The organism is Saonia sp., assembly GCF_056326165.1.
Map to the genome: position 1 here is coordinate 1 of NZ_JBWFBN010000013.1, position 26996 is coordinate 26996.

21 protein-coding genes are annotated in these 26996 nt (G+C 34.8%); 9 read left to right on the forward strand and 12 right to left on the reverse strand.

Features of this window, described 5'->3' with window-relative positions:
- Nucleotides 1-154 precede the first annotated feature (154 nt).
- The 6 genes from AC000W_RS11770 to AC000W_RS11795 all read left to right on the forward strand — a co-directional run bounded on the left by AC000W_RS11770 (nt 155) and on the right by AC000W_RS11795 (nt 7891).
- Nucleotides 155-883 (forward strand): type III pantothenate kinase, encoded by a 729-nt coding sequence (locus tag AC000W_RS11770; protein ID WP_474748526.1) that lies wholly within the window; start codon nt 155-157, stop codon nt 881-883.
- On the forward strand, nt 884-2167 hold the full coding sequence (gene bamG, locus AC000W_RS11775; protein WP_474748528.1) for a BamG family beta-barrel-assembly machinery protein: 1284 nt from the start codon (nt 884-886) through the stop codon (nt 2165-2167).
- A gap of 38 nt (nt 2168-2205) precedes the next feature.
- On the forward strand, nt 2206-3576 hold the full coding sequence (locus AC000W_RS11780) for a tetratricopeptide repeat protein (protein WP_474748529.1): 1371 nt from the start codon (nt 2206-2208) through the stop codon (nt 3574-3576).
- A 2-nt stretch (nt 3577-3578) separates the two neighbouring features.
- A complete protein-coding gene (gene lptC, locus AC000W_RS11785; RefSeq protein ID WP_474748530.1) occupies nt 3579-4178 on the forward strand; it encodes an LPS export ABC transporter periplasmic protein LptC in 600 nt (199 codons plus the stop codon).
- A 211-nt stretch (nt 4179-4389) separates the two neighbouring features.
- Nucleotides 4390-5679: a hemolysin family protein gene (locus AC000W_RS11790; protein ID WP_474748532.1), complete on the forward strand. Its 1290-nt coding sequence runs from the start codon at nt 4390-4392 to the stop codon at nt 5677-5679.
- A gap of 91 nt (nt 5680-5770) precedes the next feature.
- Nucleotides 5771-7891 (forward strand): peptidylprolyl isomerase, encoded by a 2121-nt coding sequence (locus AC000W_RS11795; RefSeq protein ID WP_474748533.1) that lies wholly within the window; start codon nt 5771-5773, stop codon nt 7889-7891.
- Here AC000W_RS11795 and AC000W_RS11800 read toward each other — a convergent pair.
- Both AC000W_RS11800 and AC000W_RS11805 read right to left on the reverse strand, forming a co-directional pair.
- The gene (locus tag AC000W_RS11800; protein WP_474748535.1) at nt 7888-8799 is read right to left on the reverse strand and encodes a GYDIA family GHMP kinase; all 912 of its coding nucleotides are present in this window, start codon (nt 8797-8799) and stop codon (nt 7888-7890) included. The two genes, AC000W_RS11795 and AC000W_RS11800, sit on opposite strands and share 4 nt — an antisense overlap.
- A gap of 3 nt (nt 8800-8802) precedes the next feature.
- Complete coding sequence (locus tag AC000W_RS11805; RefSeq protein ID WP_474748536.1) at nt 8803-10113, reverse strand: hydroxymethylglutaryl-CoA reductase, degradative; 1311 nt, start codon at nt 10111-10113, stop codon at nt 8803-8805.
- 163 nt (nt 10114-10276) lie between these two features.
- Between AC000W_RS11805 and AC000W_RS11810 the strand changes: the two genes are divergently transcribed.
- Nucleotides 10277-11845, forward strand: a complete 1569-nt coding sequence (locus AC000W_RS11810; RefSeq protein WP_474748538.1) for a peptide MFS transporter — start codon at nt 10277-10279, stop codon at nt 11843-11845.
- Nucleotides 11846-11865: 20 nt separating this feature from the next.
- On the opposite strand, the gene AC000W_RS11815 is transcribed toward AC000W_RS11810, so the two are convergent.
- From AC000W_RS11815 to surE, 5 genes are read right to left on the reverse strand one after another with little or no spacing between them, the layout of a single operon-like run.
- Entirely contained in the window at nt 11866-13878 is a 2013-nt protein-coding gene (locus AC000W_RS11815) for a ComEC/Rec2 family competence protein (RefSeq protein ID WP_476658681.1), read from the reverse strand.
- Between the two features lies 1 nt (nt 13879).
- Nucleotides 13880-14431: a C40 family peptidase gene (locus AC000W_RS11820; RefSeq protein WP_474748541.1), complete on the reverse strand. Its 552-nt coding sequence runs from the start codon at nt 14429-14431 to the stop codon at nt 13880-13882.
- Between the two features lie 32 nt (nt 14432-14463).
- Nucleotides 14464-15576: a lipid-A-disaccharide synthase gene (lpxB, locus tag AC000W_RS11825; RefSeq protein WP_474748543.1), complete on the reverse strand. Its 1113-nt coding sequence runs from the start codon at nt 15574-15576 to the stop codon at nt 14464-14466.
- A gap of 1 nt (nt 15577) precedes the next feature.
- Nucleotides 15578-15862 carry a hypothetical protein gene (locus AC000W_RS11830; protein WP_474748544.1) on the reverse strand — a complete coding sequence of 95 codons (285 nt, stop codon included), beginning with the start codon at nt 15860-15862 and terminating at the stop codon, nt 15578-15580.
- On the reverse strand, nt 15855-16634 hold the full coding sequence (surE, locus tag AC000W_RS11835; RefSeq protein ID WP_474748546.1) for a 5'/3'-nucleotidase SurE: 780 nt from the start codon (nt 16632-16634) through the stop codon (nt 15855-15857). The genes AC000W_RS11830 and surE overlap by 8 nt, the downstream gene beginning before the upstream one ends.
- Nucleotides 16635-16833: 199 nt before the next feature.
- Between surE and AC000W_RS11840 the strand changes: the two genes are divergently transcribed.
- Both AC000W_RS11840 and AC000W_RS11845 read left to right on the forward strand, forming a co-directional pair.
- Nucleotides 16834-18933, forward strand: coding sequence for a carboxy terminal-processing peptidase (locus AC000W_RS11840; protein WP_474748547.1), 2100 nt, complete (start codon nt 16834-16836; stop codon nt 18931-18933).
- Nucleotides 18934-19045: 112 nt separating this feature from the next.
- Nucleotides 19046-19846 (forward strand): DNA/RNA non-specific endonuclease, encoded by an 801-nt coding sequence (locus tag AC000W_RS11845; protein WP_474748633.1) that lies wholly within the window; start codon nt 19046-19048, stop codon nt 19844-19846.
- On the opposite strand, the gene rodA is transcribed toward AC000W_RS11845, so the two are convergent.
- The 5 genes from rodA to purH all read right to left on the reverse strand — a co-directional run bounded on the left by rodA (nt 19843) and on the right by purH (nt 26964).
- The gene (rodA, locus tag AC000W_RS11850) at nt 19843-21126 is read right to left on the reverse strand and encodes a rod shape-determining protein RodA (protein WP_474748548.1); all 1284 of its coding nucleotides are present in this window, start codon (nt 21124-21126) and stop codon (nt 19843-19845) included. The genes AC000W_RS11845 and rodA overlap by 4 nt on opposite strands.
- Nucleotides 21116-22984, reverse strand: a complete 1869-nt coding sequence (mrdA, locus tag AC000W_RS11855; protein ID WP_474748550.1) for a penicillin-binding protein 2 — start codon at nt 22982-22984, stop codon at nt 21116-21118. Before mrdA ends, rodA begins: the two co-directional genes overlap by 11 nt.
- Before the next feature lie 495 nt (nt 22985-23479).
- A complete protein-coding gene (mreC, locus tag AC000W_RS11860) occupies nt 23480-24298 on the reverse strand; it encodes a rod shape-determining protein MreC (RefSeq protein ID WP_474748551.1) in 819 nt (272 codons plus the stop codon).
- A gap of 46 nt (nt 24299-24344) precedes the next feature.
- Nucleotides 24345-25373 carry a rod shape-determining protein gene (locus tag AC000W_RS11865; RefSeq protein WP_474748553.1) on the reverse strand — a complete coding sequence of 343 codons (1029 nt, stop codon included), beginning with the start codon at nt 25371-25373 and terminating at the stop codon, nt 24345-24347.
- 58 nt (nt 25374-25431) lie between these two features.
- Entirely contained in the window at nt 25432-26964 is a 1533-nt protein-coding gene (gene purH, locus AC000W_RS11870; protein WP_474748554.1) for a bifunctional phosphoribosylaminoimidazolecarboxamide formyltransferase/IMP cyclohydrolase, read from the reverse strand.
- Nucleotides 26965-26996: the final 32 nt, after the last annotated feature.

Sequence of the window (26996 nt, forward strand, 5' to 3'; positions counted from 1 at the left end):
CCAGGGACACATGGATTTTCAGTCCATTGCTCTACCAACTGAGCTAAGGCACCATAGCCGTTAAGCGGGTGCAAATATAATTTCTAATTTAGGATATACAAACAAAAATCTTAAAAAAGGTGTTTGTTATTAGAGGTTTTTTGATCTTTGTAGTATGAATCTTGTAGTAGATTGTGGAAATACAATAGTAAAATTGGCCGTTTTTGATGAGGGAACCCTTATCTTTTATGAAAGAATGGAGCTTGCCGATTTTTTAAAGAAAACAAAAGAAGTCTGTGATAGCTTTCCTGAGATTTCACATGCTATTTTATCATCAGTAGGCTTTTTAAGTAAAAAAGATGTCGCAATTTTATCTTTGTTCTGTCCAATCCATATATTGGACCATACTTCAAAAGTACCTTTCAAAAACATATATGCTACTCCACAAACCTTGGGTGTTGATAGGATTGCCCTTGCTGCTGCCGCTTTTTATTTTAATCCAAGGGGAAACACCTTGGTTGTAGACGCAGGTACATGCGTAACTTATGATATTGTAAATGATTATGGACAGTATTTAGGGGGTGCAATATCTCCTGGTATAGCCATGAGATATAAGGCTATGCACGAGCATACTGCTGGGCTTCCTCTTTTAGAGAAAAAAGACAAGATAGATTTTATTGGAAATTCTACCGAAACCAGTATGCACAGTGGTGTTGTAAATGGAATTTGTATAGAAATAGATGGTGTTATTGATCAATATTCTTCACGTTTTAAAGATTTAACAGTTATTTTAACAGGCGGAGATGCTCAATTCTTGTCTAAACGCCTAAAAAATACCATATTTGCCAATTCTAAATTTCTCCTAGAGGGGTTAAATTATTTATTGGAGTACAACAAACACTAGATGATAAAAAGAGTTCTAATTGCATTGTTATGCTGCACATCATATGGTATGTATGCACAAAATGGGACGGTTTCCCCATATTCATATTTTGGAGTAGGAGATTCAAGAGCTGTAAATACAGTTGAAAACCAAATGATGGGTGGGTTGAGTATGTTTTCTGACAGCATTCATGTTAACATTAAAAACCCTGCTGCTTATTCTGATTTAAAATTGACTACCTACGCCATTGGTTTATCACATAAGGAACTAAGATTAAAAAGCTTCACAGAAGAACAGAACACATCTGTCACCAATTTAGATTACTTAGCTGTCGGGTTACCAATAAGCCCAAAAGGCGCTATAGGCTTTGGTTTAATGCCATACTCTTCTGTAGGGTATAGTTTGGTATCAGAAAGTGTGAACCAAAACCAGAATGCAGTGACAAATGTTTTTTCTGGTGAGGGCGGTCTTAATAGGGTATATATGTCGCTAGGTTATAAAGTGGCTAAGAATTTAGGAATTGGCGCTACTGTCAACTTCAATTTTGGAACCATAGAAAGCCAAAGAGTACAATCTGTGGAAAATGTCCAGTTTGGAACCATAGATAGGAGGTTGTCCAAAATAAATGGATATGATTTTAATTTGGCCGCAAATTATACGCCTAAAGTTGGGAAAAAGAATACGCTATATACCTCTGTAATGATTGCAACACAATCTAACTTGGTTTCTAAGAATTCTCAGGTAATAGGTTCTTTTTTACCCTCAACTGGACAGGATATTGAGGTGATTGATGTGAATTTAGACACTCAAAACTTAAGAAATACAGAGCTAAAGGTGCCTACCACCACTACTTTTGGCCTTGGTTATGGAGAAAACAAAAAATGGTTTATTGGTGCGGAATATAGTACGCAGACTTTGAGTTCATTTAGAAATGACTTTTTGGGAGTAGATAATATTATGTATCAAGATGCAAGTAGCCTTGCTTTTGGAGCTTATTTAATTCCTGACTACACCTCTTTTACAAGTTACTTAAAACGAGTGACTTATAGGGCTGGAGTTCGTATGGACAAAACTGGAATGATAATCAACAACAAAGAAATAAATAACTTTGGCATAACTTTTGGATTAGGTTTACCGCTTGGCGCTCGTAACTCAACAATTCCTAACTTTTCCAATATTAATCTTGGTTTTGAGGTAGGAAGAAGAGGAACAACAGATGCCAATTTAATTGAAGAGAGCTATTTGAAAGTCAACGTAGGCTTGACCTTAAATGATAAATGGTTCTTAAAAAGAAGAATAAATTAAGAAAATTTAGTACATTAACCACTTTAAATAACGAACAAATGAAAAAGAAACTTTACTTAATGATGATTGCTGTTTTGGGCATGATGGGTGTAAGTAATGCTCAAGCTCAGAACCAGGAATGTATGACCAACCTTTCTATATTCTCCGAGCACGTAAAGGTTAAAAATTTTGATGCTGCATATGAACCATGGAAAATGGTTTATGAAACCTGTCCAGATGTACACCGCGCCGTCTATTCATATGGAGAAAGAATTTTAAAAGATAAGATTGATAAAGCTTCTGGAGCTGACAAGACTACTTTTATTAATGAATTGATTGGTGTTTTTGACAACAGTCGTAAATATTTTGAGTCCAGATTTCCTTTAGCTGGTGTAATTACAGATAAGACTTTGCTTTTACAGGAGAATGAGATGATTTCTGATCAAGAAATCTATGATTCCTTACATAAGGCATTTACAGAAGATATAGCAAACTTTAAAAACCCTAAAGCTTTGTATATGTATTTCTCTAGTTTGGTAGATTTACACAATGCAGGTAGCAAAGATTTACAATCGGTTTTTGATACATATGATGATGTAACAGAAAAAATCGAAGTTGAAAACAAGAAATTGATTGATGTAATTACTAAATTATTGCCTAAAGAAGAAGCGGGGACACTTACATCTAAAGAGAAAAGATCTTTGAGAGTAGCAACTACAAACTCAAAATCTTTTGGAACCATTGCAGGTAGTATAGATTCTAAGTTAGGCGCTTTGGCAGAATGCGAAAACTTAATTCCATTATACCAAAAGAGCTTTGATGAGAAGAAGGGTGATGTTACTTGGGTAAAAAGAGCTGTAGGAAGAATGTTTAGTAAAGATTGTACAGACGATCCTATGTTCAGAAAGTTATTTGAAGCTCAATTGGCTTTGGAACCATCTGCAAGTGCATATATGTATGGTGGTGCGTTAAAAATAAAAGCAGGTGATAGTAGTGGTGCAATTGCAGATTTTAATAAAGCAGTTGAATTGGAAACGGATAACTATAAAAAGTCTGATATCTTATATAAGATAGCCACTATCTATAGAAGAGGTAGTAAGTCAACAGCGAGAAACTACGCTCAAAAGGCTATAGATGCTAACCCATCTAACGGAAAAGCATATTTATTAATTGCTAGTCTCTATGCTGGTAGTGCCAATCAATGCGGTACAACAACATTTGAGAAAAGAGCAATATACTGGAAAGCAGCAGACATGGCCCGTAGAGCTGGTAGAGTTGATCCTTCTTTGAGTGGAAGAGCTAATCAGTCTGCTAATAGTTATTCGGCTAAAGCTCCAGATAAAACAATGATTTTCAATGCTGGCATGGCTGGTAAGACTGTAACATTTAGTTGTTGGGTAGGAGGTAGCGTAAAAGTGCCTAACCTATAAGAATGTTAAAACATTTAAAATATAATTTTGCAAACATTGCCATAGTTCTTTCTGTGGCAATGTTTTTTTTATCCTGTAAGGACACCTATGAAAGAGTGGGAGATGAAGCTCCTCCCATTATTTTCCCGCAAGGCGTGGCAGAGAACTTTGTTTTGACTTATACAGAGACCAAGGATAAAATGAGTAATGAAGATGTGGAAAATAGTAGGACCATTGCTATTTTAAAAAGCCCCATTAGTGAGGATTTTGATAATCTTAGGTTTCCATATCGTACATTTCCAAAGGGACTTCAAGTAGATTTTTTTGATGAAGAAAATAACAAAAGCGTTATCACGGCGGACTATGGAATTATTTACTCTTTAACAAATGTGGTAGATTTACAGGGAAATGTGGTTATAGAGAGTCAAGATGGTAAAAAGTTAGAGGCTCCACAATTGTATTGGGATAGAGGAAATTCTTGGGTGTTTACGCAAGAAAAGTTTAAATATACCAATCCTGAGGATGGTAGTATAATGGATGGTGAAGGAATGGATTTTAATATGGATCGTAGTTTTTTTAGTGCACATAAAACCTATGGTCTAATGATGATAAAAGAAGAATAATTATGATTAATATTTTAAAATATACAGAATACCTATACTTGGCCGTGTTCTGTTTCTCAATTTATAGAATTTATACAGATTGGAGTGTGGATAGAAATGGAGCATACCTGTTCGTTTTTTTCACATTAGTTTCAATAGGAATGTTTTTCTTTAGGAGAAACTATAGAAAAAAGTTTGAACAACGTAAAAAAGATAATAACCAAAACTAATTTTGGAAGCACAATATCTTATAATTGCTATTTGCTTATTATTATCAGCATTTTTTTCTGGTATGGAGATAGCTTTTGTTTCTGCCAATAAAATACACATAGAAATAGAAAAAAAGCAGGAAGGTTTTTTGGCAAAAGTACTTACAAGGCTTACTAAAAAACCATCCAAGTTTATCGCCACCATGCTTATTGGAAATAATATAGCATTGGTAGTGTATGGTATATTTATGGGAGACCTTTTAATGAATTGGTTCACAGGCCTATATCCAACTTCTTATGGTTTTTTAAATTTGATGTTGACAGATTTTAGCCTTTTGTCTCAGACGATTATCTCTACTTTAATTATTCTTCTTACTGCCGAATTTTTGCCTAAAGTCTTGTTTCAAATATATTCAAATTCCTTACTAAAGATTTTGGCTGCTCCAGCTTACATTTTCTATTTAATTTTTTCTGTTATTTCAGAATTCATTATTAAAGTTTCAGACTTTATTTTAAGATTCTTTTTTAAAACAGAAGGAGATGAGGTTCAACTTTCTTTTTCAAAGTTAGAATTAGGGGATTACATAACGGAGCAAATGGAAACAGTGGAAAAAGAGGATGAGGTAGATTCTGAAATTCAGATTTTTCAAAATGCTTTGGAATTTGCTGCTGTTAAAGCTAGGGAAGTAATGGTGCCTAGAACAGAAATTATGGCCGTGGAGCTACACGAAACTCCAAAAAATTTAGCTAAAATTTTTACAGAGACCGGATATTCCAAAATACTTGTTTTTAAAGAAACCATAGATGATATTATAGGCTATGTGCACTCATACGAACTTTTTAAAAAACCAAAGACCCTTAAAAGCATTCTACTGCCAGTAGAGTTTGTTCCAGAGACTATGTTGATAAGCGATGTGTTAAATGTGCTGACCAAAAAAAGAAAAAGCATCGCGGTGGTGTTAGATGAATATGGAGGAACTTCAGGCATTATTACAGTGGAAGATATTGTAGAAGAATTGTTTGGAGAAATAGAAGATGAGCATGATTCTACAGATTTGGTAGAGGAAAAATTAAGTGAAGATGCTTATAAGTTTTCTGCAAGAATTGAAGTTGATTATTTAAACGAACACTACAAATTTGAATTACCTGCGACTGAAGAATATGAAACTCTAGGTGGGTTAATCGTTAATGAAACTGGTGAAATTCCAGAGCAAGACACAGAGATTAAAATAGAGAATTTCCTTTTTACCATTTTGGAAGTGTCCAATACAAAAATTGATTTGGTAAGCCTTAAAATTATTGATAAAGATTAGGTAATCCCGATACGTTATAACAGTCTTTTTTAGCTTTCTTTTTTCAAAAGAAAATGGTAATTTCGCCAACTGATTTAAACATAACTACATAATGGCCATTTTAGAGAATATTAGAAAACGTACCACTATATTGATATTGATTATTGGTTTGGCATTATTTGCCTTTGTAATATCTGGGATATTTACAAGCAATGATTTTGGAGGAGCAAAAGTGGGTTCTAGCATAGCTGAGGTAAATGGGAATGATATTTCTGTTGATGATTTTAGAAGAAAAGTAGAAAGTGCTTCAAGAAGATATGGTGCCAACGCTACAACAATGCAGGTAGTGAACAATGTCTGGAACCAAGAGATTAGAAGTGCTGTTTTGGGACAAGAATTCGATAAATTAGGAATCAATATTGAGCAGGACCAAATCATTAATTTCCTAAAAAACAATCCATCATATAGTCAAAACCCACAATTTGTAAATGAAAATGGGGTTTTTGATGAAAATGTATTTAGAGAATTTGTTGCGAATTTAAAAACCAATTTGCCCTCGCAATATGAATTGTGGTTGCAAGATGAGAAAAACATAATTCAACAAGCAAAGGAGCAAACATATTTTAATTTGGTCAAAGCTGGTATTGGTGCTACTTTAAAAGAAGGAGAACTGGATTATAAATTGGCTAATGATAAAGTAGATATTCAATATGTAAGAGTTCCTTATAACTCTATTCCAGATAGCTCAATTGTTGTAAGTAAAAAGGAGATAGATATTTATATCAATGAGCATGAGGATGAATACAAACAAGAAAGTGCTAGAGATTTACAATATGTATTCTTTGAAGAAAAACCTTCCTTGGAAGATGAAACTGCGGTTAAGGACGAAATCACAAAACTATTGAGTAGTACGGTAGAGTATAATGAGGCTACCAATACAACAGATACCATCTCTGGCTTTAGTACAGTTACAGATGTTACAGCTTTCTTGGATAGAAATTCTGATACTAAGTTTGATACAATATTTAAGGCTAAAACAGGTATTCCTACTCAGTTTGCAGATTCTATTATGGCTCTTGGCGTGGGCGAAACATATGGACCTTATAGAGAAGGAGATTTCTTTAGAGTTGCTAGAATGATGGCAAGGAAACCAAATGGTTCAGTTAAGGCTAGTCATATTCTTATTACCTATGAGGGGGCAGAAAGAGCAAACCCAGAAGTAAAGAGAACACAAGGAGAAGCAGAGGACAAAGCCAAAGAGCTTTTAAAAGAAGCCTTAAAGTCTGATGTTGTTTTTGCTGAATTGGCAAGGGAAAATTCTGATGGTCCTTCTGCACCACAAGGAGGAGATTTAGGATATTTTCAAGAAGGTATTATGACTCCAAAATTCAATGATTTCGCTTTCGGGAATGAAGTAGGTCATATTGGTTTGGTAGAAACTGAATTTGGTTATCATATTGTAAAGGTAGATGATAAACAAGACCTTGTACAGGTGGCTACATTATCAAGAGAGGTATCACCTTCGGAAGAAACAATCAATACGCTATTTACAGATGCTACTAAGTTTGAGATGGAGTCAATATCATCTGACACTCCTTTTACTGATTTGGCTAAGGAAAGTGAGTATGTGGTAAGACCTATAAATAAAATTAAGGCCATGGATGAGAATTTACCAGGTCTGTCTACTCAACGTGCTATTGTACAATGGGCATTCGATGAGGATTCTAAAATAGGGGATATAAAGCGTTTTGATCTTAACAATGGGTATGCTGTGGTACAGTTGACAGATAAGTTTAAGGAAGGCTTAATGTCTGTTGAGGATGCTTCTGCAACAGTGCTTCCAAAACTTCGTAAAAAACTAAAAGCGCAACAGATTATTGCAAACAATACAGGCAAGGCCATGGATGCTTTTGCAAAGGATAACAATGTTAGTTTGTCAAATGCCACTGCGTTGACCATGAAATCACCAACCATTCCAGGCGCAGGTAGAGAGTCCATGGTTGTAGGTTCTGCTTTTGCATTGCAACAAGATGCTACATCACAATTAATTGAAGGTGAAACAGGGGTCTTTATGGTAAAGGTTACTAAAAAGGAGGAAGCTCCAAAATTGGATAACTATGTTACCTATGCCAATACACTTAGAACAACAGGGGCTGGTAAAGTAACAACTGCTGTATATAATGCGTTGAAAGAAGGGTCAGAAATAGAAGATAATAGAACTATTTTCTATTAAGAAAATACCATTTCTTCATAGGAAATAACAACATTAAAACCCTTGGATATAAAATATTCAGGGGTTTTTTCGTTTCCAGTGACCAGAATAAAATCACCACCCCAGGCTCCAAGACTTTTTATAGCACCCCAATAATCTGAAAATAGAGTAGCTTTTACGGGTGAAATTTTAAGAATATTGGAAACTACATTTTCATGCTCAGTCAACAATTTTTCAAAAGATAATAAATCTGTACAGCCAATTAATTCTTTGGATATATTAGAAATTTGTTTGATGAATTTGTCAGAATTAAATTCCTGTTTTCTATATTGATTAATACCCTCTCTGCTGTTTTTCTTTTTATTTAAATACACAAAATACAGATGCTCTTTAAATTCTGGATTAAAAGAAATCTCTTTTACCTCAGGAAGTCTTTTTTTTAATTGGTATTGAATTGGAGTGTTATGTTGGGCACAGGCAATGTCATATCCACTCCCGCCAATTGTGTTCCGTAATAATTTGTAGGCATCAATTTTTGCCCATTGAGCAATATTATTTATTAAAGTGGATGAGGTGCCTAATCCCCAATCCTTGGGAAACGTAAGCTTAGTTTCTATGAGGACGCCATTAGTTTCTAATAAAAATGAACTGTTGGAATTCTTGGCTACCAATAAGATTTTTTGAAGGGTTTTGGCAATTTCCATATCGGAAGCAGATGTAATTTCTAGGTTGGTCGAATTCAATCTGGCTTCAAACCAAATTTCATTCTTCTCATCCAAACTCTGCCAAGAAATTTCATTGAAATGGTTTTTGGATACTTTTAGGTATTGCCCATATTTGGTTGGTACAGCTAAACTCAATGCTCCATCCAATACTGCATACTCGCCTGTGAGCAGTAATTTTCCGTTGCTGTAGAATGTATTTTCCATTTACTATGCTCTTAACTTTTGAAAAGCTTCGTGAACGGCACTATGAGTCACCGTATTTTTCTTAAAATGGAGAACAAGTGATTTCTTCTCTTCTTCGGTGGCGCCTAATTGGTTTAGAATGTTCATTAAGTGCATTTTCATATGTCCTTGTTGAATTCCTGTGGTGACCAATGATCTAATAGCTGCAAAATTCTGTGCTAACCCTGCTACGGCTACTACCTGCATTAGTTCTTGTGCTGTTGGTTTTTGTAAAATTTCCAGAGCGACTTTAACCATAGGATGTAAGCTAGTTAACCCTCCAACTGTTCCTAGGGCCAATGGGATTTCTATCCAAAACTTAAAAATACCATTTTCTATTTCTGCATGTGTTAGGCTAGAGTATTTACCATCTCTGCTTGCATAGGCATGTACACCGGCTTCAATGGCTCTAAAATCGTTTCCTGTGGCCAAAACAACTGCATCTACACCATTCATAATACCTTTATTGTGAGTAACGGCTCTATAGGGCTCTACTTTGGCTATTTCTATAGCACGAACCATTTTTTTGGCAAATTCATCAGCAGAGATTAATCCACCTTCATTTAATTTTTCCACTGGGCAACTTACTTCTGCTTTTACTAGACAGTTAGGAACATAATTGGAAAGAATGCTCATAACAACCTCAATCTCTTTATTAGATAAAATAGAAGAACTTAAGGCTTCATTTTTTAAAGTCTTGGCAAATTGTTCCAAGCATGAATTAATAAAATTAGCACCCATGGCATCCATAGTCTCAAAAGTGCAATGGAGCTGATAGTAATTTTCCAGTTCTTTGGTTTTGTTACTCAGTTTAATAGAGGTAATTCCACCACCCCGCTTTACCATATTTTGAGTAATTGGCAAAACATCTTCTAGCAACTTGTCTTTAATGGCTTCAAAAAATAACCTTAGCTGATTCTGATCACCTTTGTACATAAAATGCACCTGTCCTACTTTTTCAGTTCCTAAAATTGTGGTTTTAAACCCACCCCGTTCCAACCAAAATTTTGCGGACTTACTGGCTGCGGCAACAACCGAGCTTTCCTCAATGGTCATGGGAATAGCATATAATTTATTATTGATTAAGAAATTGGGAGCAATCCCAAAAGGAAGATAATAGTTGGTGATTGTGTTTTCTATGAACTCATCGTGCAATTTTTGCAGGTCACTATCAGTGTTCCAATAATTTTCAAGAATGTTTTTAGTGTTTGATGAACTATCAGTGTAATGCTCAACAAGCCAGTCTATTTTCTCTTCTTTACTTAATTTGGAAAATCCCTCTTTGGGAGAAATCATATGCTATTTATTTCTTGGGACAAAGATAAATATAAAGCCTCTAAGTTATATGATTTGGTTAAAAGGGTAATTTATGACATAGGACTTGTTGCAAACTAAGGCTAAAGTTTAATATATTGTGATATTATTAAAAGAAGAGATAAAACTAATCAACCTATAAATTATGGTAGACACAGTAAAGCATGCACATCAAAAAGAACTTTTTGGACATCCAGTAGGACTTTATGTCCTCTTTTTTACAGAGATGTGGGAACGCTTTTCCTATTACGGTATGAGAGCGCTGTTAACTTTATATATGACTGCCAAAGCGTTAGAAAACAATCCCCAAGGAGGATTAGGATGGACCACAACAGAAGCTCTTGCTTTATATGGGTGGTACACTATGTTGGTCTATGTAATGAGTATTCCTGGAGGATTTATTGCCGATAGATATCTTGGGCAAAAAAAGGCGGTTACCATTGGTGCCATATTGCTTACAATTGGACATGGAGTATTGGCCATAGATGCCATTTGGGCATATTATACCGGTCTTGGATTTGTGATAATGGGTGTTGGGATGTTAAAACCCAATATTTCTACTATGGTAGGGGGGTTGTATAAAAAGAATGATATAAGACGAGATAAAGGTTTTAGTATCTTTTACGTAGGAATTAATTTAGGGTCTTTTTTGGCTTCCTTAACAGTTGGTTTGGTTGCAAAGGTATATGGTTGGCATTATGGTTTTGGATTGGCTGGTATTGGTATGCTCATGGGTCTTGTAGTTTATCTTTATGGGCAACGATTCTTAGTCCATGTTGGGAATGAACCTACAGCGGAACAAAAGTCAGAGGATATTAGCTTGACAACCTTATTCGGACAATTGTTTAAATCCCCTTTACAATTAGGAATAGTAGTTGTGTTTCTTGTACTGTCTATTTATGCAGGCTTTACATTTGAAGGGCCAGACAATTGGGGGTATGGTGCACTGTTTGTGGTACTGTCCATTATTATAGGCCTAATGATGATGATTTATAAAAACCTGAATGGGCAGGTTGAAAAAGATAGGTATGTAGTTTTATTAATCTCATTATTAATGGTTTTGGTCTTTTGGGGCTCATTTGAGCAAATGGGAGGATTAATGAATTTATATGCTCAAGAAAAAACCAACAGAATGTTTATGGGATGGGAAGTTCCTGCAGCATGGTTCCAAGGAGCAAATGCGGGCTTTATTATACTCCTGGCTGTAGTTATAGCTAATTTTTGGGCAAAGAGAAAGCTGAAAGGAAAAGAAGCATCATCCTTATTTAAAATGGCAGTGGGGGTCATTATTATGGGCGTTGGTTTTGTCTATATGGTTTTTGCCTCATTGCAATATGAAAGCAATGGTAGCTCTGCTATGTATTGGTTAGTATTAGCGTATCTTTTTCACACTATCGGAGAATTGTGTTTGTCTCCCGTTTCCTTGTCGTTTTTCACAAAACTTGCGCCAGCACGTTACATGGCGTTAATGATGGGGGTCTATTGGGCTGCAACTGGTTTAGGAAATAAAGTGGCAGGTGTTATCGGAGAAAGCTCCGTACAGGCGGGAGAATTAAAAGTTTTCGGCGGACTCTTTATTTTTGCTGTACTTTTTGGAATATTGGTATTGCTGCTTTTAAAACCATTGAAAAGACTTACCCATGGTGCAGAGGATAGAGAAACTCTAGTACACGATGATGAAACGGAAGGGTTTGAGTTGTCTAACCATGATTAAATGAGTTTGTAATATATCCGCTAGCGGATAAAATAATAAGCTCCTTTTTCACCAGTGTAATGAAAAGGGAGTCTTCTTTTTTTACATGTTTTTTCCCATCTATTTACATAGTTTTTATAATTACTGCCATCTGCAAGAATTAGTTTTGGCTGAATGGAATCTATTAACCGTTCTAAATTAAGTTTTGGAGATTGGGTCAATAAAAGGTAGTCTACCTTAGTGCTAGTATATATGCTCATGCTATCCACGATGAGAAGTTTTTTGTTTTGGATTTGATAGCTATTTATTAGAGAATCATATGCAATGCTGTCAATTCGTTCGGCGATTGCATAATTTTCAATATTATTTTGTGGAGTTATTTTATTTGAACTTAAAACCTTCAGCATCTTTTCTTTTTGATAAAGTATGACAGTATTCCTAGATTGATGTAATAATAATAATCGGTCCTTATGTAAAGCATCATTTTCTTTATATAAAGTCCATGATTGGAGACCTATAATTCCTAAAAGAAGAAACACCAATCGCTTAAAAATTGTTTTGGTAAGTACCAATACCAAAGCAATGATAACCATATAACTAATTAGTAGTTGAACCCCATCAAAAGAAATATTCTTGAACAAAAAGACTTCTTGTTGTGCGACCCAACCAACAACTGAGTTCATTAAATGAATTAAAGTATTGTAAAAATCAACAAGAAATTTTGGGAGCATATTAGAAAGTGCAAGAACAATAACCAAAATCCCTAACCCAAGAATAATTCCTAAAAAAGGTACTATCAGTAAATTGGAAACAAAGAACAAGCCAGGAAACTGATGAAAATAAAATAGACTAATCGGCAATACTCCCAATTGTGCTGCTATGCTAACGGATAGCAATTGCCATCCTTTTTGCAAAATCCACGTTTTAGGAAACCACCATTTTTGTAATCTGGGATATATCCAAACAATTGCAAATACTGCGGCATAACTCATCTGGAACCCTACTTGGAACAACAACATAGGGTTAAACAATAAAATAAAGAAAAGGGACAATGCTAAAATATTGAACATGTTGGTTGGCCTTTTCAAATACATGGCATAGGCAATAAACGAGAACATGGTAACTGCCCTTATGATGGATGCTGAAAATCCTGCCAAAAATGCAAAACCCCATAATAAAAGAACAATGGTAATCAGTTTTATGGTTTTGCCCTTTGGAAGTTGCTCTAAAGGCTTTAGAATAAACTGAAGCAGAAATAAAATTACTCCTATATGAAGACCAGAAAGTGCCAAAATATGGACTGCTCCAGCATTTTTATAGTTGTCATAAGTTTCTTCAGAAATACTGTTTCGTTGTCCTAATAAAAGAGCTTGGATTACCGATAATTCTTCCTTTCCAAAATTTGCTTCTTGTAATTTTGATATAATATTATTTCTGATTCTAGCGGCCATTCCAAAGACTGTCTGTGTGGCATTTTTCTTCTTTATATAATTTGATGGACTTAGGAAAATTTGATGATGAATACCCAAATCTTTTAAATATGATGCATAATTAAATTGATGTGGATTTAGAGGTGGATTTACCTCAGAAAGCTTTGTGTTAATGTACAGTTCATCATCTACCTTAAATTCTAAATTTGTAGAATCAGTAGGAGAATTCAGGATGAGTTTACCCGACTTTTTAGTGTCATCCATGCTTTTAATTACTGCAACATATCGGTCTGAAAACGAATTTGATTTTAAAACTTCTCTAATTTTTATGGTCCATATTTTTGTATTTTCAAATTCGAAATTGGAGTAGTGCACAGCTTTATTCTTAGGCTGGGCCATAGTATAGGAAAGGGCGCCAATTAGAATTGTGCTAATTCCAAACAATAGGCCAAACCAACCAGAACGGTGGTTTGGGTTTTTATAGAAGAGAAGCCCAAGAAGTATAAGATTTAATGTAGCAAAGGATACTAAAATGGTTGGGTCAACAGCTAGAAATGGGCCAATTAAAATACCCAATATCATAAAAAGAGCCAGTTTAACTGAAATGAATTTGAATAAATTCATATTAAAGAATACGAGTGGCTTTTACAAAAGCATAGTTCCAATAACCTTCTCGTAAAGAAGAAACAATAACTCCTCTAGAAGAAGTAGAATGGATGAATTTAATATCATTCCCTTCTACAGCAACAACAAGTCCTACATGGTTTATTCTTTTGCCTTTTTTAGTAGTTTTAAAAAAGAGTAAATCGCCCTTGTCTACATTTTTTACTTTTATCTGTTTCCCCTCATTTGCCATAACATAGGAAACTCTAGGAATAGCAACGTCATGTTCATTAAAAGCCACATAAAGGAGTCCAGAGCAATCCATTCCCTTTCTAGTAGTTCCTCCGTATTTATATTTAACTCCCGTAAAAGTTAAAGCGGTTGATATAATATTATTTGCCTTGTTGGATTTTCTGGGTGAGGTTTTTGAGTTATTATCTTCGGGAATTTTGTTTTCTGGAGAAGCTTCAACTGTTACTGTACGTGGTTTTTTTCCATAAGTAGTTTTCTTTTTTACAAAGCATGAGCTAGTAAGTAAAAGAACTAAGGAAAAATATATTGATTTACGAAGCATCCAAGGAAAATTATATCACTCGGATATCAAAATTAAGCATTTTCAACAATTAATGCCGCAGCTTTTTCACTGGCACCCGTACCGCCCAATTTTTTTTCAAGCTCATGGTAGTCTTCAAAAATAGATTTTCGGTTAGGGCCATCAAGAATTTTGGTAAGTTCAGAAATCAGGTTTTTAGTGTTGAGCTCATTCTGAATCAATTCTTTTACCACTTCTTTTTTCATAATTAGGTTAACCAAAGAAATGTATTCCAATGTAATGATTCGTTTAGCAATTTGGTATGATATCCAATTGGCCTTATAGCACACTACTTGCGGAACCTTAAAAAGAGCGGTTTCCAAAGTTGCCGTGCCACTAGTGACCAATGCCGAATGTGAAATATCCAATAATTGATAGGTTTTATTGGCAACAAAACCAATATTGGGTTTTGTCATGAAAGGTTCATAAAATTCCTTATCTAAACTGGGCGCGCCAGCAATAACAAATTGATAGTTTGGAAAATGCTCTACAATAGAAAGCATAAGGAGTAACATATTTTTAACCTCTTGTTTTCTGCTCCCTGGTAAAAGTGCAATGATTGGTAAATGTGCATCCAAATGATATTCTACTCTAAAAGCTTTTTCATTGGTTTTTTCTCTATTACTAATGGCATCAATTAGAGGATGACCCACAAAGTTAACAGGGAATCCATGTTTTTTTTCATAAAAATCCTTTTCAAACGGAAGGATAACATACATGGCATCAATCGTATTCTTTATTTTATTTATCCGCCCCTCTCTAGAAGCCCAAATTTGAGGAGAGATGTAATAATTGGTTTTAAAATTATTCTTCTTTGCCCATTTTGCAATGCGGAGATTGAATCCAGAGTAATCAATGAAGATGATAACATCTGGATTGAAATTTTTAATATCTACTTTGCAGAAATTAATATTCTTAAAAATAGAACGGATATTAAAAAGCACTTCAGAAAAGCCCATAAAGGCCATTTCCTTGTAATGCTTTACTAGATTACCACCAGCTTTAAGCATTAAATCACCCCCCCAGCATCTTATATCTGCATTTATGTCCTTAATCTTTATGGCTTTAATGAGATTGGACCCATGTAGGTCTCCCGATGCTTCGCCGGCAATGATATAATACTTCATTCTAAAACATTTTATAATAAAGTATTACTAAGGCAGTCAATATAGTAGCCATCATAACACCCCTTGCCCTGTAATCTCTTCTAATTCTTAAAAATAGAAAAAAGGCCACTAAATTTAGAATGGCTCCCAATGCTAATAGGCTCCCAATATGTTCTTGCTCAATTGCTGCTTTAAAAGTGTCGGCAATGCCCATATCAGAAAATAGGACAATGTACAAAAGAGTGCCTATTGTATTTGCAATAATGCCTACTGCAAAACCTATAAGAATTTCTTTTTTATTATTCATGTAAATTCCAGTTGTTTATATGTTGAATAGCGTGATGCGCTGTTAAATCAAATTGCGTTGGGACTACAGATATATACCCATCGGACAAAGCCCATTCATCAGTATCCTCACCTTTATCCAAAAGTTCAAATTCACCAGTGAGCCAATAATAATCTTTGCCCATGGGATTTGTCCTTTTATCAAATTTTTCTTTCCAATTTGCCCTAGCTTGCCTGCATATTTTTATTCCTTTTATTTCTTTTTTGGATAGTTTAGGAATGTTCACGTTCAATACGACTCCCTTAGGAATTCCATTTGCTAAGGCCTCTTTTACAATTTTTATGATGTGGTCTTTAGCTTGTTCAAAATCTGCCTCCCAAGAATAATCACATAGCGAAAAACCAATTGCGGGAATACCCTCTATACCTGCTTCTATGGCAGCACTCATTGTACCGGAATAAATTACATTAATAGATGAATTAGAACCATGGTTAATACCACTTACACACAAATCTGGCTTTCTTTCTAAAAGTTCTTGCAATCCTAATTTTACACAATCTGCTGGTGTGCCACTACAGCTATATTCTTCCTTTGCACCGTTCATTAAATCCACCTTCATTTTCTTAGAATACAGCGTATTGTCCAAGGTAATAGCATGTCCCATGCCAGATTGCGGGCTATCTGGAGCAACCACAACCACATCACCAATTTTCTTCATGTACCTAACCAACGCTCTTAGTCCAGGCGCAGTAATACCGTCATCATTAGTGACCAAAATAAGGGGTTTTTGCATGGAATATAATTTATGCCGTAAAAATACGTTTTTCATTAAGAACAGTTCCCTATGCGGTTTAACAAAAAAATAAGGTGTCGGCTTTAAACTGGCATGGTTTTTTCAGTATATTAGGGAGTTCAATATACAATTGAAGTTTTGATTTTATGATTCGTTCAATTTCCAGATAGGTTTTTGGACTTAAATAAAAAAAGATTACATGAAAAAGAATTTAGCTTTCGCATTTTTGGCAATGTTAGTTGCCGTGGCTTCCTGCAGTTTTACAAATAAGTCTTTTGAAACCAATGACAAAGACAAATTGTTATTGGATTTAATAACTTATGTATTGGAAAGGGGTCATTATGAACCCAAAGATATAAATGATGATTTCTCTGTCAATGTTTTTGAAAGTTTTATAGATGTACTAGATCCAACAAAAAGATATTTTTTGGAATCGGATGTGCAGGAATTTGAAAAATATAAGTATCAGTTAGATGATCAAATAAAGAATACCGAGATAGATTTTTTCAATTTGGTTTATGACAGATTGATGAAACGAATGGCAGAGGCAAAAGAAATATATGGCGAGGTGCTTTCCACTCCGTTTGATTATGCGGTGGATGAAGAAATAAATATTGATTATGAAAATCAACCTTTTGCTGAGTCTAAAAAGAAACTAAAAGAAAGATGGAGAAAGCAGCTTAAATATGCTACAATGGGAACATATGATTCTAAAGCAACTGATGCAGAATCAGTATCCATAGAAAAAGCAGAACAAGAAGCCAGAGAATCTACAAGAGGTACGTTGGATGATTTTTTTGATTTTATAGAAGAGTATGAAAGAAAAGATTGGTTTGTACAATATATAAACACCATTGTTGATCAGTTTGACCCACATACTTTCTACTTTGCTCCAGATGACAAGGAGAAATTTGACACAAGTATGTCTGGAAAGTATGATGGTATTGGTGCACGTTTGCAAAAAAGAAAAGACCAAACAAAAATTGTAGAAATTATTTCTGGTGGACCTGTATGGAGAGACCAGCAAATTGAAGTTGGGGACGAAATATTAAAAGTAGGCCAGGAAAATGAAACTCCTGTTGATATCGTAGGGATGAGATTGGATGATGCCATTAAGTTGATAAAAGGGCCGAAAGGTTCTATTGTTAACCTTACAATTAAAAAGGTAGATGGGAGCATCCAAGTATATTCAATTACTAGAGATCAAGTAGAATTAGAGGAGTCATATGCAAAATCTGTTAAAATAAGTAAAGGAAATCAAAAATTTGGATTGATTAACCTTCCAAAATTTTATGTAGATTTTAATGACTATGGTGAAAGAAATGCAGCTACCGATGTTGCCAAAGAAGTTGAACGCCTAAGAAAAGATGGCGTTGAAGGTTTGATATTAGACCTTAGGGACAATGGCGGCGGATCCTTAAAAACAGTTGTGGAAATGGCAGGGTTGTTTATTAAAGATGGCCCTATTGTACAAGTAAAATCATCCGGGCAAGGAAAAGATGTATATGACGATAAGGACGAACGCATTCAATGGGATGGACCATTAGTAATATTGGTAAATGAATTATCCGCTTCTGCTTCAGAAATTTTGGCTGCAGCTATGCAAGATTATAAAAGAGCGGTTGTAATTGGTAGTAAGCAGACTTTTGGAAAGGGAACTGTACAAAATGTGATTCCGTTAGATAATATTGTTAGAAGCAATGAGCATGGTGATTTGGGAGCAATTAAGCTTACCACGCAAAAATTCTACCGAATTAATGGCGGTTCAACACAATTAGAAGGTGTTAAAAGTGATGTGGTTGTACCAGACAGATATAGTTACATTGAATTGGGTGAAAGAAATCAAGATAATCCATTGGCCTGGGATAAAATAACCCCTGCGGATTATAAAGTTTGGGAAGGTTATATAGACTATGAACAAACAATTGCCAATAGCTCTAAGCGTATGGCCGGCAATCCTCAAATTAAGTTGATAGAGGAAAATGCCAAATGGCTTAAAGAGCAGCAAGATGAGGTTATTGTTTCATTAAAATACAGTGATTATAAATCTAATGAGGAAAAATTCAAAGTGAAGTCAGATTACTTTAAATCGATTTCCAACTATGATTCACACCTTAATTTTGAATCTTTAAAATATGAGCAAGAACTGTTTACCCAAGATTCCATTTTAAGGGAAAAGAGAGACAGATGGCACAAGAATTTGGCTAAAGATGTGTATGTTGAAGAAGCAGTAAATGTGCTTCAGGATTTACAATTGAATAATATAAAGAATGCTAAACTTGCCAGTGTTAAAGGATAAGGAATTCTTTTAAAAGTTTAAAAAATTAAAAACCTCACTTTATGGTGAGGTTTTTTTATGGGAATCTATCAACATCATTCATTAAAATAGAATTAATTTTGACTTAATGAAAATGAACAATAAAACCATATACACTATACTAATTCTTATATGCGTTGTTGGTTTTTGGGTATTTGAGAATTTTTATACTCCTGACACTTATTCTGCTCCTGAGGGAGAAGATTCCAAAACAGAAATAAACGAGCTTTTTCTGCCAAGTTCTACAACAGGAGCAATAATTGATCACAACCATTTTTCTCTTTCATATAGTGAAAAATATGAGCAGGCAGAATGGGTGGTCTACAGGCTTAAAAAAAGCCACTTAACATATGATGATAGGGAAAGGCCATATTTTATTGAAGACCCAAAGGTAAGGACCAAGTCAGCTGATTGGCGTAATTATAAAGGGTCTGGCTATGACAGAGGTCATCTTTGTCCTGCGGGAGATAGGCGTTTTTCGGAATATGCTTATAATGAAACTTTTTATACCAGTAATATTAGTCCTCAGGATAGGGATTTTAATGCAGGTGTTTGGAATAGATTGGAACAACAAGTAAGATTTTGGGCAAAAAGATATGGGGATTTATATGTAGTAACAGGTGGTGTCCTAGAAAAAGGATTGCCAACCATTGGCGATGAGGACGTGGCTATACCTAGATATTATTATAAGATTGTTTGTAGAGGAAGTTTAGAAAAACCAAAAGTGTTGGCATTTTTAATTCCACATGAAGAAAGTACAAGGTCGTTAGGTAGCTTTGTTATTTCCATAGATGAGTTGGAGAAGATTGCCAAGATTGATTTTTTTGAAAATATGCCGAATAATCTTGAAGGTGAATTTGAGTCAGAAATAAGGATTAATGATTGGAAATTTTAATGCCACTCATTTAGTCTGTTGGTATCCAGTTTAAGAAGGATAAATAATAAAATTGAAAAACCCAACATGCTAGAACCTCCATAGCTAAAAAACGGAAGCGGTATTCCAATTGTTGGTAAAAGACCTATTACCATGCCAATATTAATAAAATAGTGTATAAGTAAAATAGAGATTACACCATAGCCATACATTCTGTTGAAGGCAGATTTTTGACGTTCTGCAATATGTACCAAACGGAGCAATAATAGAGAAAAAAGAATAATTACGGTGGCAGTACCTACAAAACCCCATTCTTCGCCCACAGTACTAAAAATATAATCTGAATGTTGTTCTGGAACAAAATCTCCTTTGGTACGTGTTCCCTCCAAAAATCCTTTGCCAAAGAAGCCCCCAGATTCAATAGCTTTTTCAGATTGATAAGTATTGTATCCAATGGTTTTTCTAATCTCATCTAATTTTTTTGGGTCCTTTTCCAAACGTAGCCAAAGACCAAACCGGTCTCTATGGCGTTGTTCAAAAACATTATTAAAAACAAAGTTTACAGAAAGAGAAAACACAATAGCTCCAATAAAAAACAAGGTTAATGGAAATATTGGGACTTTGAATGTTGCCCTTTTTAATAATAAAAAAAGAGCAAGCAGTATAGCTAACCCTATTCCTACCCATACGGTGCCAAACATTAATGTAGTAACAAAAATGAGAATTAGAACAAGCCCCACAGCAAGGTAAAAGAGTGGAACACCTTCTCTAAAAAGCACAAATATCAACGCAAGAAAAACCAAAGCACTTCCAGGATCTGGTTGTGGAATTATTAAAAGAGCAGGAATAAAGATAATTAAGAAAGCATATAATTGATGCCTCCTTCTTTTAATATCGGTCTGTATATCACTAAGGTACTTTGCTAGTGCCAATGCAGTTGCCACTTTTGCTAGTTCTGATGGTTGAAAATTGAAAAATCCTAAGTTATACCAAGAAGTTGCTCCCGCTACTGTTTTTCCAAATACAAAAAGCCCTAAAAGTGATGCAATAGATATAATGTAAAGAATACTGGAAAATCGTTCAAAAAAATTAGTCTCTAAAGCAAGAATAATTATAATTAATACAATGCTGATACCGATAAAAAAAAGCTGTTTGCCATAGAGCTCACTAAAATCTAGTATGGAGGTATTATCTTCAGAAAATGTACTGGAATAGATATTTAACCAGCCTATTCCTGTCAACAAAAGATAAAGTATAATAGAAAACCAATCAATTCTTTTTAGTACGCTCTTACCAAACATGCTCATTTATCTTGAACGGTTGGCCACTATAAGGTTTGGCATATTCATGCTCCAAAGTTTTTTCTAGCATTCTTTGTTCCAAATCTTTTCTGGTAATTTCTCCTTTGAGGTATTTTTCTATTAAGAGGGAGGCAATATGCCCAGCATATCTTCCTCCAAAGTACCCATTCTCAATATAAACTGCCAAGGCTATTTTTGGATTTTCTACTGGGGCAAAAGCAACAAATACTGAATGATCTGTAAGCTGTGTCCTTACACTATCAATTCTAGTATAATTTTCAACAGTTCCAGTTTTTCCTGCTATTTCAATTCCTTCTACTTGAAGCCGATTTGCAGTTCCATATTTATAAACATTGGTCATACCATCAATAATTGGTTCAAAATGTTTTTTATCAATTGTGGTATACTTACGCTGTGTAAAATTAGGGATGTCAATATTATCCTCTCCAATTTTTTTAATAACATGTGGTGTATAGTAATAACCTCTATTGGCAATTGCTGCGGTCATATTAGCCAATTGTATGGGAGTTGCTGCAACTTCTCCTTGTCCAATAGAATTTGATATTATATATGATGAAGACCAACGATTATCACCATAAACATTATCATAATATTTTTTGCTGGGAACTCTGCCTGGTGCTCCCGTATAAAGATCAGAGCCCAAATAACTGCCAAGCCCAAAACTTTTCATATGTTTTTCCCATACATCCATGCCTTCATCGGTTGTGGGATATTTGTCATATATTTTTCTAAACGTATGTGCAAAATAAGCATTACAAGATTTATAGATTCCTGAGTTCATATCGCGAACACCGCCACCGCAGTGACATCCTCTTTTGGTGTTCCCAACATAGAAGCCGTGGTGACAGGTTACTTTTGTTTCAGGCGTCATAACACCTTCTTGTAGGGCTACTAATGCATTTAAGGTTTTAAAAGGGGAACCGGGAGATGGCTGCGCTAAAATAGAACGGTCCCACGTGGGTTTAGCAATAGAATCGTAATACAATTTTGTGTAATTCTTGGAACGTTCCCTGCCTACCAAAAGTGCGGGGTCATATGTTGGTCCAGAAATCATGGCCAATATTTCCCCAGTACTGGGTTCAATGGCAACAATACCTCCACGTTTTCCATGCATTAGCTTTTCGCCATATTCCTGCAATATCTTGTCCAAGGTTATATGAATATCTTTTCCTTGTTCTGGTATTGTATCCAATGTGCCTTCTTTAAAAGGGCCAATATCTCTATTAAAACGGTCTTTTTGTATAAATTGAACACCTTTTTTACCTCTAAGGATTTCCTCATATTGTTTTTCTATACCAGTTCTGCCTGTAAGTTCACCGGCCACGTAGTACTTGTTTTTTGCTAAATCTCTTTCGTTTACCTCACTAATATAACCCAAAACATTGGCTGCACTATGTGTGGTGTAATCTCTTAATGACCTTTTCTGGATATAAAACCCTTCATATTTTCTCATTTTCTCTTGTAACCCTGCATAATCCTCTTTGGATAATTGGGGAACCAAAACTGAGGGCAATCTAGGAGAATATACTTTTGCTTTTTTTAACTTGATGATAAATTGTTCTTTATCTATACCTAAAAGATTGCAGAACTCTAGAGTATCCAATGGCTTTACCTCTCTAGGTATAACCATTACATCATATGCGGGCTGGTTTGCAACCATAAGTTCTCCATTGCGATCATAAATATAACCACGTTCGGGATAATCATAAATTGCCTTTACGGCTGTATCTTCTAATACTTGGTTTGGGGAAAAACTAAAAACTTGTAAATAAGAAAGTCTACCTATAAAGGTAATTCCAATAATGATGATGATAGAGGACAATAAAAATTTCTTCATTGTTTTTCAACATTAAAAAGTAGATTCAATAATAAACATATCACCAAAGTACCACAAAAAGTGACAAGTATTTTCTTTAAAATTAATAATGAATTGGAAAAACTAAAAATTTCCAATGAAAAGAAAACGATATGGTGTATTATAATTAATAACGCTAAAAAAGTGATTTGTTGTGCCTTGGTTGCACTACTTAATTTAAAACTTTGAAATTCATAATTTACACCGAAAACAAAACGCATAATAGTGGGCCTTAGAAAGGCAATTGTAACTGTTGCTGCAGAGTGTAGAGCCAACGTATCTGAAAAAATATCAACAAACAATCCTAAAAGAAACGCAATAGCAATGAAGAATCCCTTATTTTCTTTTATGGGATACCAGTATAGAAAAAGGATATAAACAAACGGATTTATATAGCCAAAAAAATTTAATTTATTGAACACCAGTACCTGTACTAGTACAAGTAGAACAAACCTAATGATATTTAAAAAGTAAAAATTACTGGTCATTTTCTAATTTAGATTCCAATTCTAAAATTTCTTGTCTATTGGTGTTACTTATAATATACACATTCTTAAGGTTGGCCATATCATTGAATAGCTGAACATCTATGTTGTACAGTGTTTGCGATGCATTAAGGTCATATTTTCTTATGGTTCCAATAGGAATGTTTTCAGGAAAAATACTGGACATAGCCCCAGTCACTATGGTATCCCCAACATGTAAAGGAACAAGACGGGGTATGTCTGTTAATTGTACCACATCATATCTTTTAGTGTCCCAAACTAAGGAGCCAAAATAATTGGTGTTCTTTATTTTGGCATTTATATTGGACCTGGAATTTAATATACTCTGTACTTTTCCGTAATTACCTGAAGTATAATCTACAATTCCAACAATACCATTATTTGTAATTACTCCCATATCTTGTTTAATGGAATCATTACTTCCCTTATCAATAGTTAAATAATTTCTTGGACTTGCGTAGCTATTTTTAATAATCCTGGCTGAAGATATTGTATAACCAATCTGAGAAGAGTCTATTTTTATAAGACTCTCGCCATCTATATTGTAAAGAAGACTTCTAAGTCTTCTATTTTCTTCAATCAGGTTTTTGTTCTGTTCACCTAAATCAAAATAAGAAGAAATGTTTGCCGACAAATTATAAATCCCTCCCGAAAAACGATTGGCGGAATTTAAAAATTTTGATTTGTGATAGGAGTGAGATTGTATGGTGAATCCTAATGCAATGGACATCAAAAAGATATAAAGTAAACTGATTTTATATCTAATTATAAAATTGATAATCTGCTGCATTCACTTTTGTTTTAGCAAACCATTAAAAAAGTCTCAAAAGACATGTTTACTTTATGAGGATGCTCTTATAACGTTCTAGATTTTTTAGTGCAATTCCTGTACCCCTTACAACTGCCCTTAATGGGTCTTCGGCAATGTACACAGGTAAATCAGTTTTTTGTGATAATCTTCTATCCAGTCCTCTTAGCATAGAACCACCACCTGCTAAATAGATACCAGTGTTGTAAATATCCGCAGCCAATTCTGGAGGCGTTTGCGATAAGGTTTCCATAACAGCGTCTTCTACTCTAAGAATAGATTTGTCTAATGCTTTTGCTATTTCTCTATAAGAAATGGATACTTGCTTTGGCTTACCTGTCAGCAAATCTCTGCCTTGAACGGACATTTCTTCTGGGGGGCTTTGCAAATCTTCGGTCGCAGATCCAATTTGTATTTTAATGTTCTCTGCGGTACTCTCACCAACATATAAATTATGTTGAGTTCTCATATAGTAAATGATATCATTAGTAAAAACATCACCCGCAATTTTTACCGATTTGTCACAAACAATTCCACCCAAGGCAATCACAGCAATTTCAGTTGTACCACCTCCTATATCCACAATCATGTTTCCTTTGGGCTGCATAATATCCAATCCAATACCAATGGCCGCGGCCATTGGTTCATGTATTAAATAAACCTCTTTACCATTAACACGCTCACAACTTTCTTTAACAGCGCGCATTTCTACTTCTGTAATCCCAGAAGGGATACAAACTACCATTCTAAGAGCAGGAGGGAACCACTTTTTCTTTAATGCAGGAATATTTTTGATGAACATGTTAATCATCTTTTCCGAAGCATCAAAATCTGCAATTACTCCATCCTTTAAAGGTCTAATAGTCTTGATGTTTTCATGGGTTTTTCCCTGCATCATATTGGCTTCCCTACCAACAGCAATTATTTTTCCAGTAATTCGATCTCTTGCTACAATTGATGGACTATCTACTACTACTTTATCCAGATGAATTATGAGGGTATTGGCGGTACCTAGATCAATAGCTACCTCCTCGGTCAAGAAATCAAAAAATCCCATTTATGTTATTAGTTTCGTTTCGGTTTAAAAGTAAGTTTTATCGATGAAAGTAACAAAATTAATGTTTAAAATGTCTTGTTCCTGTCATTACCATAGAAACCTCATTTTCATTACAATAATCAATACTTAATTGGTCTTTTATAGAACCACCTGGTTGAATGACACTTGTTATACCAGCATTTTTTGCAATTTCAACACAATCTGGAAAGGGAAAGAAGGCATCACTTGCCATAACTGCTCCATTTAAATCAAAATTAAAAGACTTGGCTTTATGTATAGCCTGGTTTAGGGCATCTACTCTGGAGGTTTGTCCTGTACCACTTGCGCATAATTGTTTGTTTTTGGCCAAGACAATGGTATTGCTCTTTGTGTGTTTACAAAGCTTGGAGGCAAATATTAAATCTTCCAACTCTCTTTCGGTAGGGTTAGTTGTTGTTGCATTGGATAAATCAGAAATGGCATCGGTAATACTGTCCTTGTCTTGAACTAGCACTCCGTTTAGACATGTTCTTACAGATGTTTCTGGAAGTTCAACATCTTTTAAAATAAGGATAATTCTGTTTTTCTTGCCTTTTAAAATTTCCAATGCATCGGCTGAATAACTTGGCGCAATGACTACTTCGCAGAAAAGCTTGTGGATTTCCTCTGCAGTGGCTACATCAATTTCTTTGTTACTGATAAGAACGCCACCAAATGCCGAAACGGGATCACCTGCTAACGCATCTATATAAGCTTTGTGCAATGTATCCCTCATTGCTAAACCACAAGCATTGTTATGTTTTAAGATAGCGAAAGTTGGGTTGTCATTTTTGAATTCGTTGATTAGATTTACGGCGGCATCAACATCTAACAAGTTATTGTAGGATAGTTCTTTACCATGAAGCTTGGTAAACATAGCATCAAAATCACCAAAAAAGAATCCTTTTTGATGCGGATTTTCCCCATAACGAAGGACTTGTCCATTTGGCTCACTAATTTTTAGAACAGCTTCTTTATGGTCTTGATTAAAGTAATTAAAAATTGCGGTGTCATAGTGAGAGGAAATATTAAAAGACTTTGCTGCAAAACGTTTACGATCCTCAAGAGTTGTAAATCCATTTCCTGATGAAATTACATCAAGGAAATTGGCATAATCTTCCATAGAAGAAACACAAAGTACATCTTTATAGTTTTTGGCGGCAGCACGAATCAAAGAAATACCTCCGATATCAATTTTTTCTATAATATCTTGTTCAGAGGCACCGCTTGCAACTGTCTTTTCAAAAGGGTACAAATCTACAATTACAATATCCAATTGTGGTATGTTGAATTCTTCCATTTGGGCAACATCACCTTCATTTTCTTGCCTGTTTAAAATGCCTCCAAAAACTTTTGGATGAAGCGTTTTTACTCTGCCTCCTAAAATAGAAGGATAATCTGTTACTTCTTCAACAGGAACAACATCAATCCCTAATTCTTTAATAAATTTTTCTGTCCCTCCAGTGGAGTAGATTGTAATTCCTAGTTCATTAAATTTTTTAACAATGGGCTCTAGACCATCTTTATGAAAAACAGAAATTAAGGCCGATGTGGCTTTTTTAGAAGTACTCATTTTTTGTATGCTTGGTTATAAAAGAATTAAGG

What these genes read in the sequence shown, in the direction of transcription:
- AC000W_RS11770 (WP_474748526.1), top strand. Translation starts at nt 155, where the DNA reads ATGAATCTTGTAGTAGATTGTGGAAATACAATAGTAAAATTGGCCGTT.
- bamG (WP_474748528.1), top strand. Translation starts at nt 884, where the DNA reads ATGATAAAAAGAGTTCTAATTGCATTGTTATGCTGCACATCATATGGT.
- AC000W_RS11780 (WP_474748529.1), top strand. Translation starts at nt 2,206, where the DNA reads ATGAAAAAGAAACTTTACTTAATGATGATTGCTGTTTTGGGCATGATG.
- lptC (WP_474748530.1), top strand. Translation starts at nt 3,579, where the DNA reads ATGTTAAAACATTTAAAATATAATTTTGCAAACATTGCCATAGTTCTT.
- AC000W_RS11795 (WP_474748533.1), top strand. Translation starts at nt 5,771, where the DNA reads ATGGCCATTTTAGAGAATATTAGAAAACGTACCACTATATTGATATTG.
- AC000W_RS11800 (WP_474748535.1), bottom strand. Translation starts at nt 8,799, where the DNA reads ATGGAAAATACATTCTACAGCAACGGAAAATTACTGCTCACAGGCGAG.
- AC000W_RS11805 (WP_474748536.1), bottom strand. Translation starts at nt 10,113, where the DNA reads ATGATTTCTCCCAAAGAGGGATTTTCCAAATTAAGTAAAGAAGAGAAA.
- AC000W_RS11810 (WP_474748538.1), top strand. Translation starts at nt 10,277, where the DNA reads ATGGTAGACACAGTAAAGCATGCACATCAAAAAGAACTTTTTGGACAT.
- AC000W_RS11815 (WP_476658681.1), bottom strand. Translation starts at nt 13,878, where the DNA reads ATGAATTTATTCAAATTCATTTCAGTTAAACTGGCTCTTTTTATGATA.
- AC000W_RS11820 (WP_474748541.1), bottom strand. Translation starts at nt 14,431, where the DNA reads ATGCTTCGTAAATCAATATATTTTTCCTTAGTTCTTTTACTTACTAGC.
- lpxB (WP_474748543.1), bottom strand. Translation starts at nt 15,576, where the DNA reads ATGAAGTATTATATCATTGCCGGCGAAGCATCGGGAGACCTACATGGG.
- AC000W_RS11830 (WP_474748544.1), bottom strand. Translation starts at nt 15,862, where the DNA reads ATGAATAATAAAAAAGAAATTCTTATAGGTTTTGCAGTAGGCATTATT.
- surE (WP_474748546.1), bottom strand. Translation starts at nt 16,634, where the DNA reads ATGCAAAAACCCCTTATTTTGGTCACTAATGATGACGGTATTACTGCG.
- AC000W_RS11840 (WP_474748547.1), top strand. Translation starts at nt 16,834, where the DNA reads ATGAAAAAGAATTTAGCTTTCGCATTTTTGGCAATGTTAGTTGCCGTG.
- AC000W_RS11845 (WP_474748633.1), top strand. Translation starts at nt 19,046, where the DNA reads ATGAACAATAAAACCATATACACTATACTAATTCTTATATGCGTTGTT.
- rodA (WP_474748548.1), bottom strand. Translation starts at nt 21,126, where the DNA reads ATGTTTGGTAAGAGCGTACTAAAAAGAATTGATTGGTTTTCTATTATA.
- mrdA (WP_474748550.1), bottom strand. Translation starts at nt 22,984, where the DNA reads ATGAAGAAATTTTTATTGTCCTCTATCATCATCATTATTGGAATTACC.
- mreC (WP_474748551.1), bottom strand. Translation starts at nt 24,298, where the DNA reads ATGCAGCAGATTATCAATTTTATAATTAGATATAAAATCAGTTTACTT.
- AC000W_RS11865 (WP_474748553.1), bottom strand. Translation starts at nt 25,373, where the DNA reads ATGGGATTTTTTGATTTCTTGACCGAGGAGGTAGCTATTGATCTAGGT.
- purH (WP_474748554.1), bottom strand. Translation starts at nt 26,964, where the DNA reads ATGAGTACTTCTAAAAAAGCCACATCGGCCTTAATTTCTGTTTTTCAT.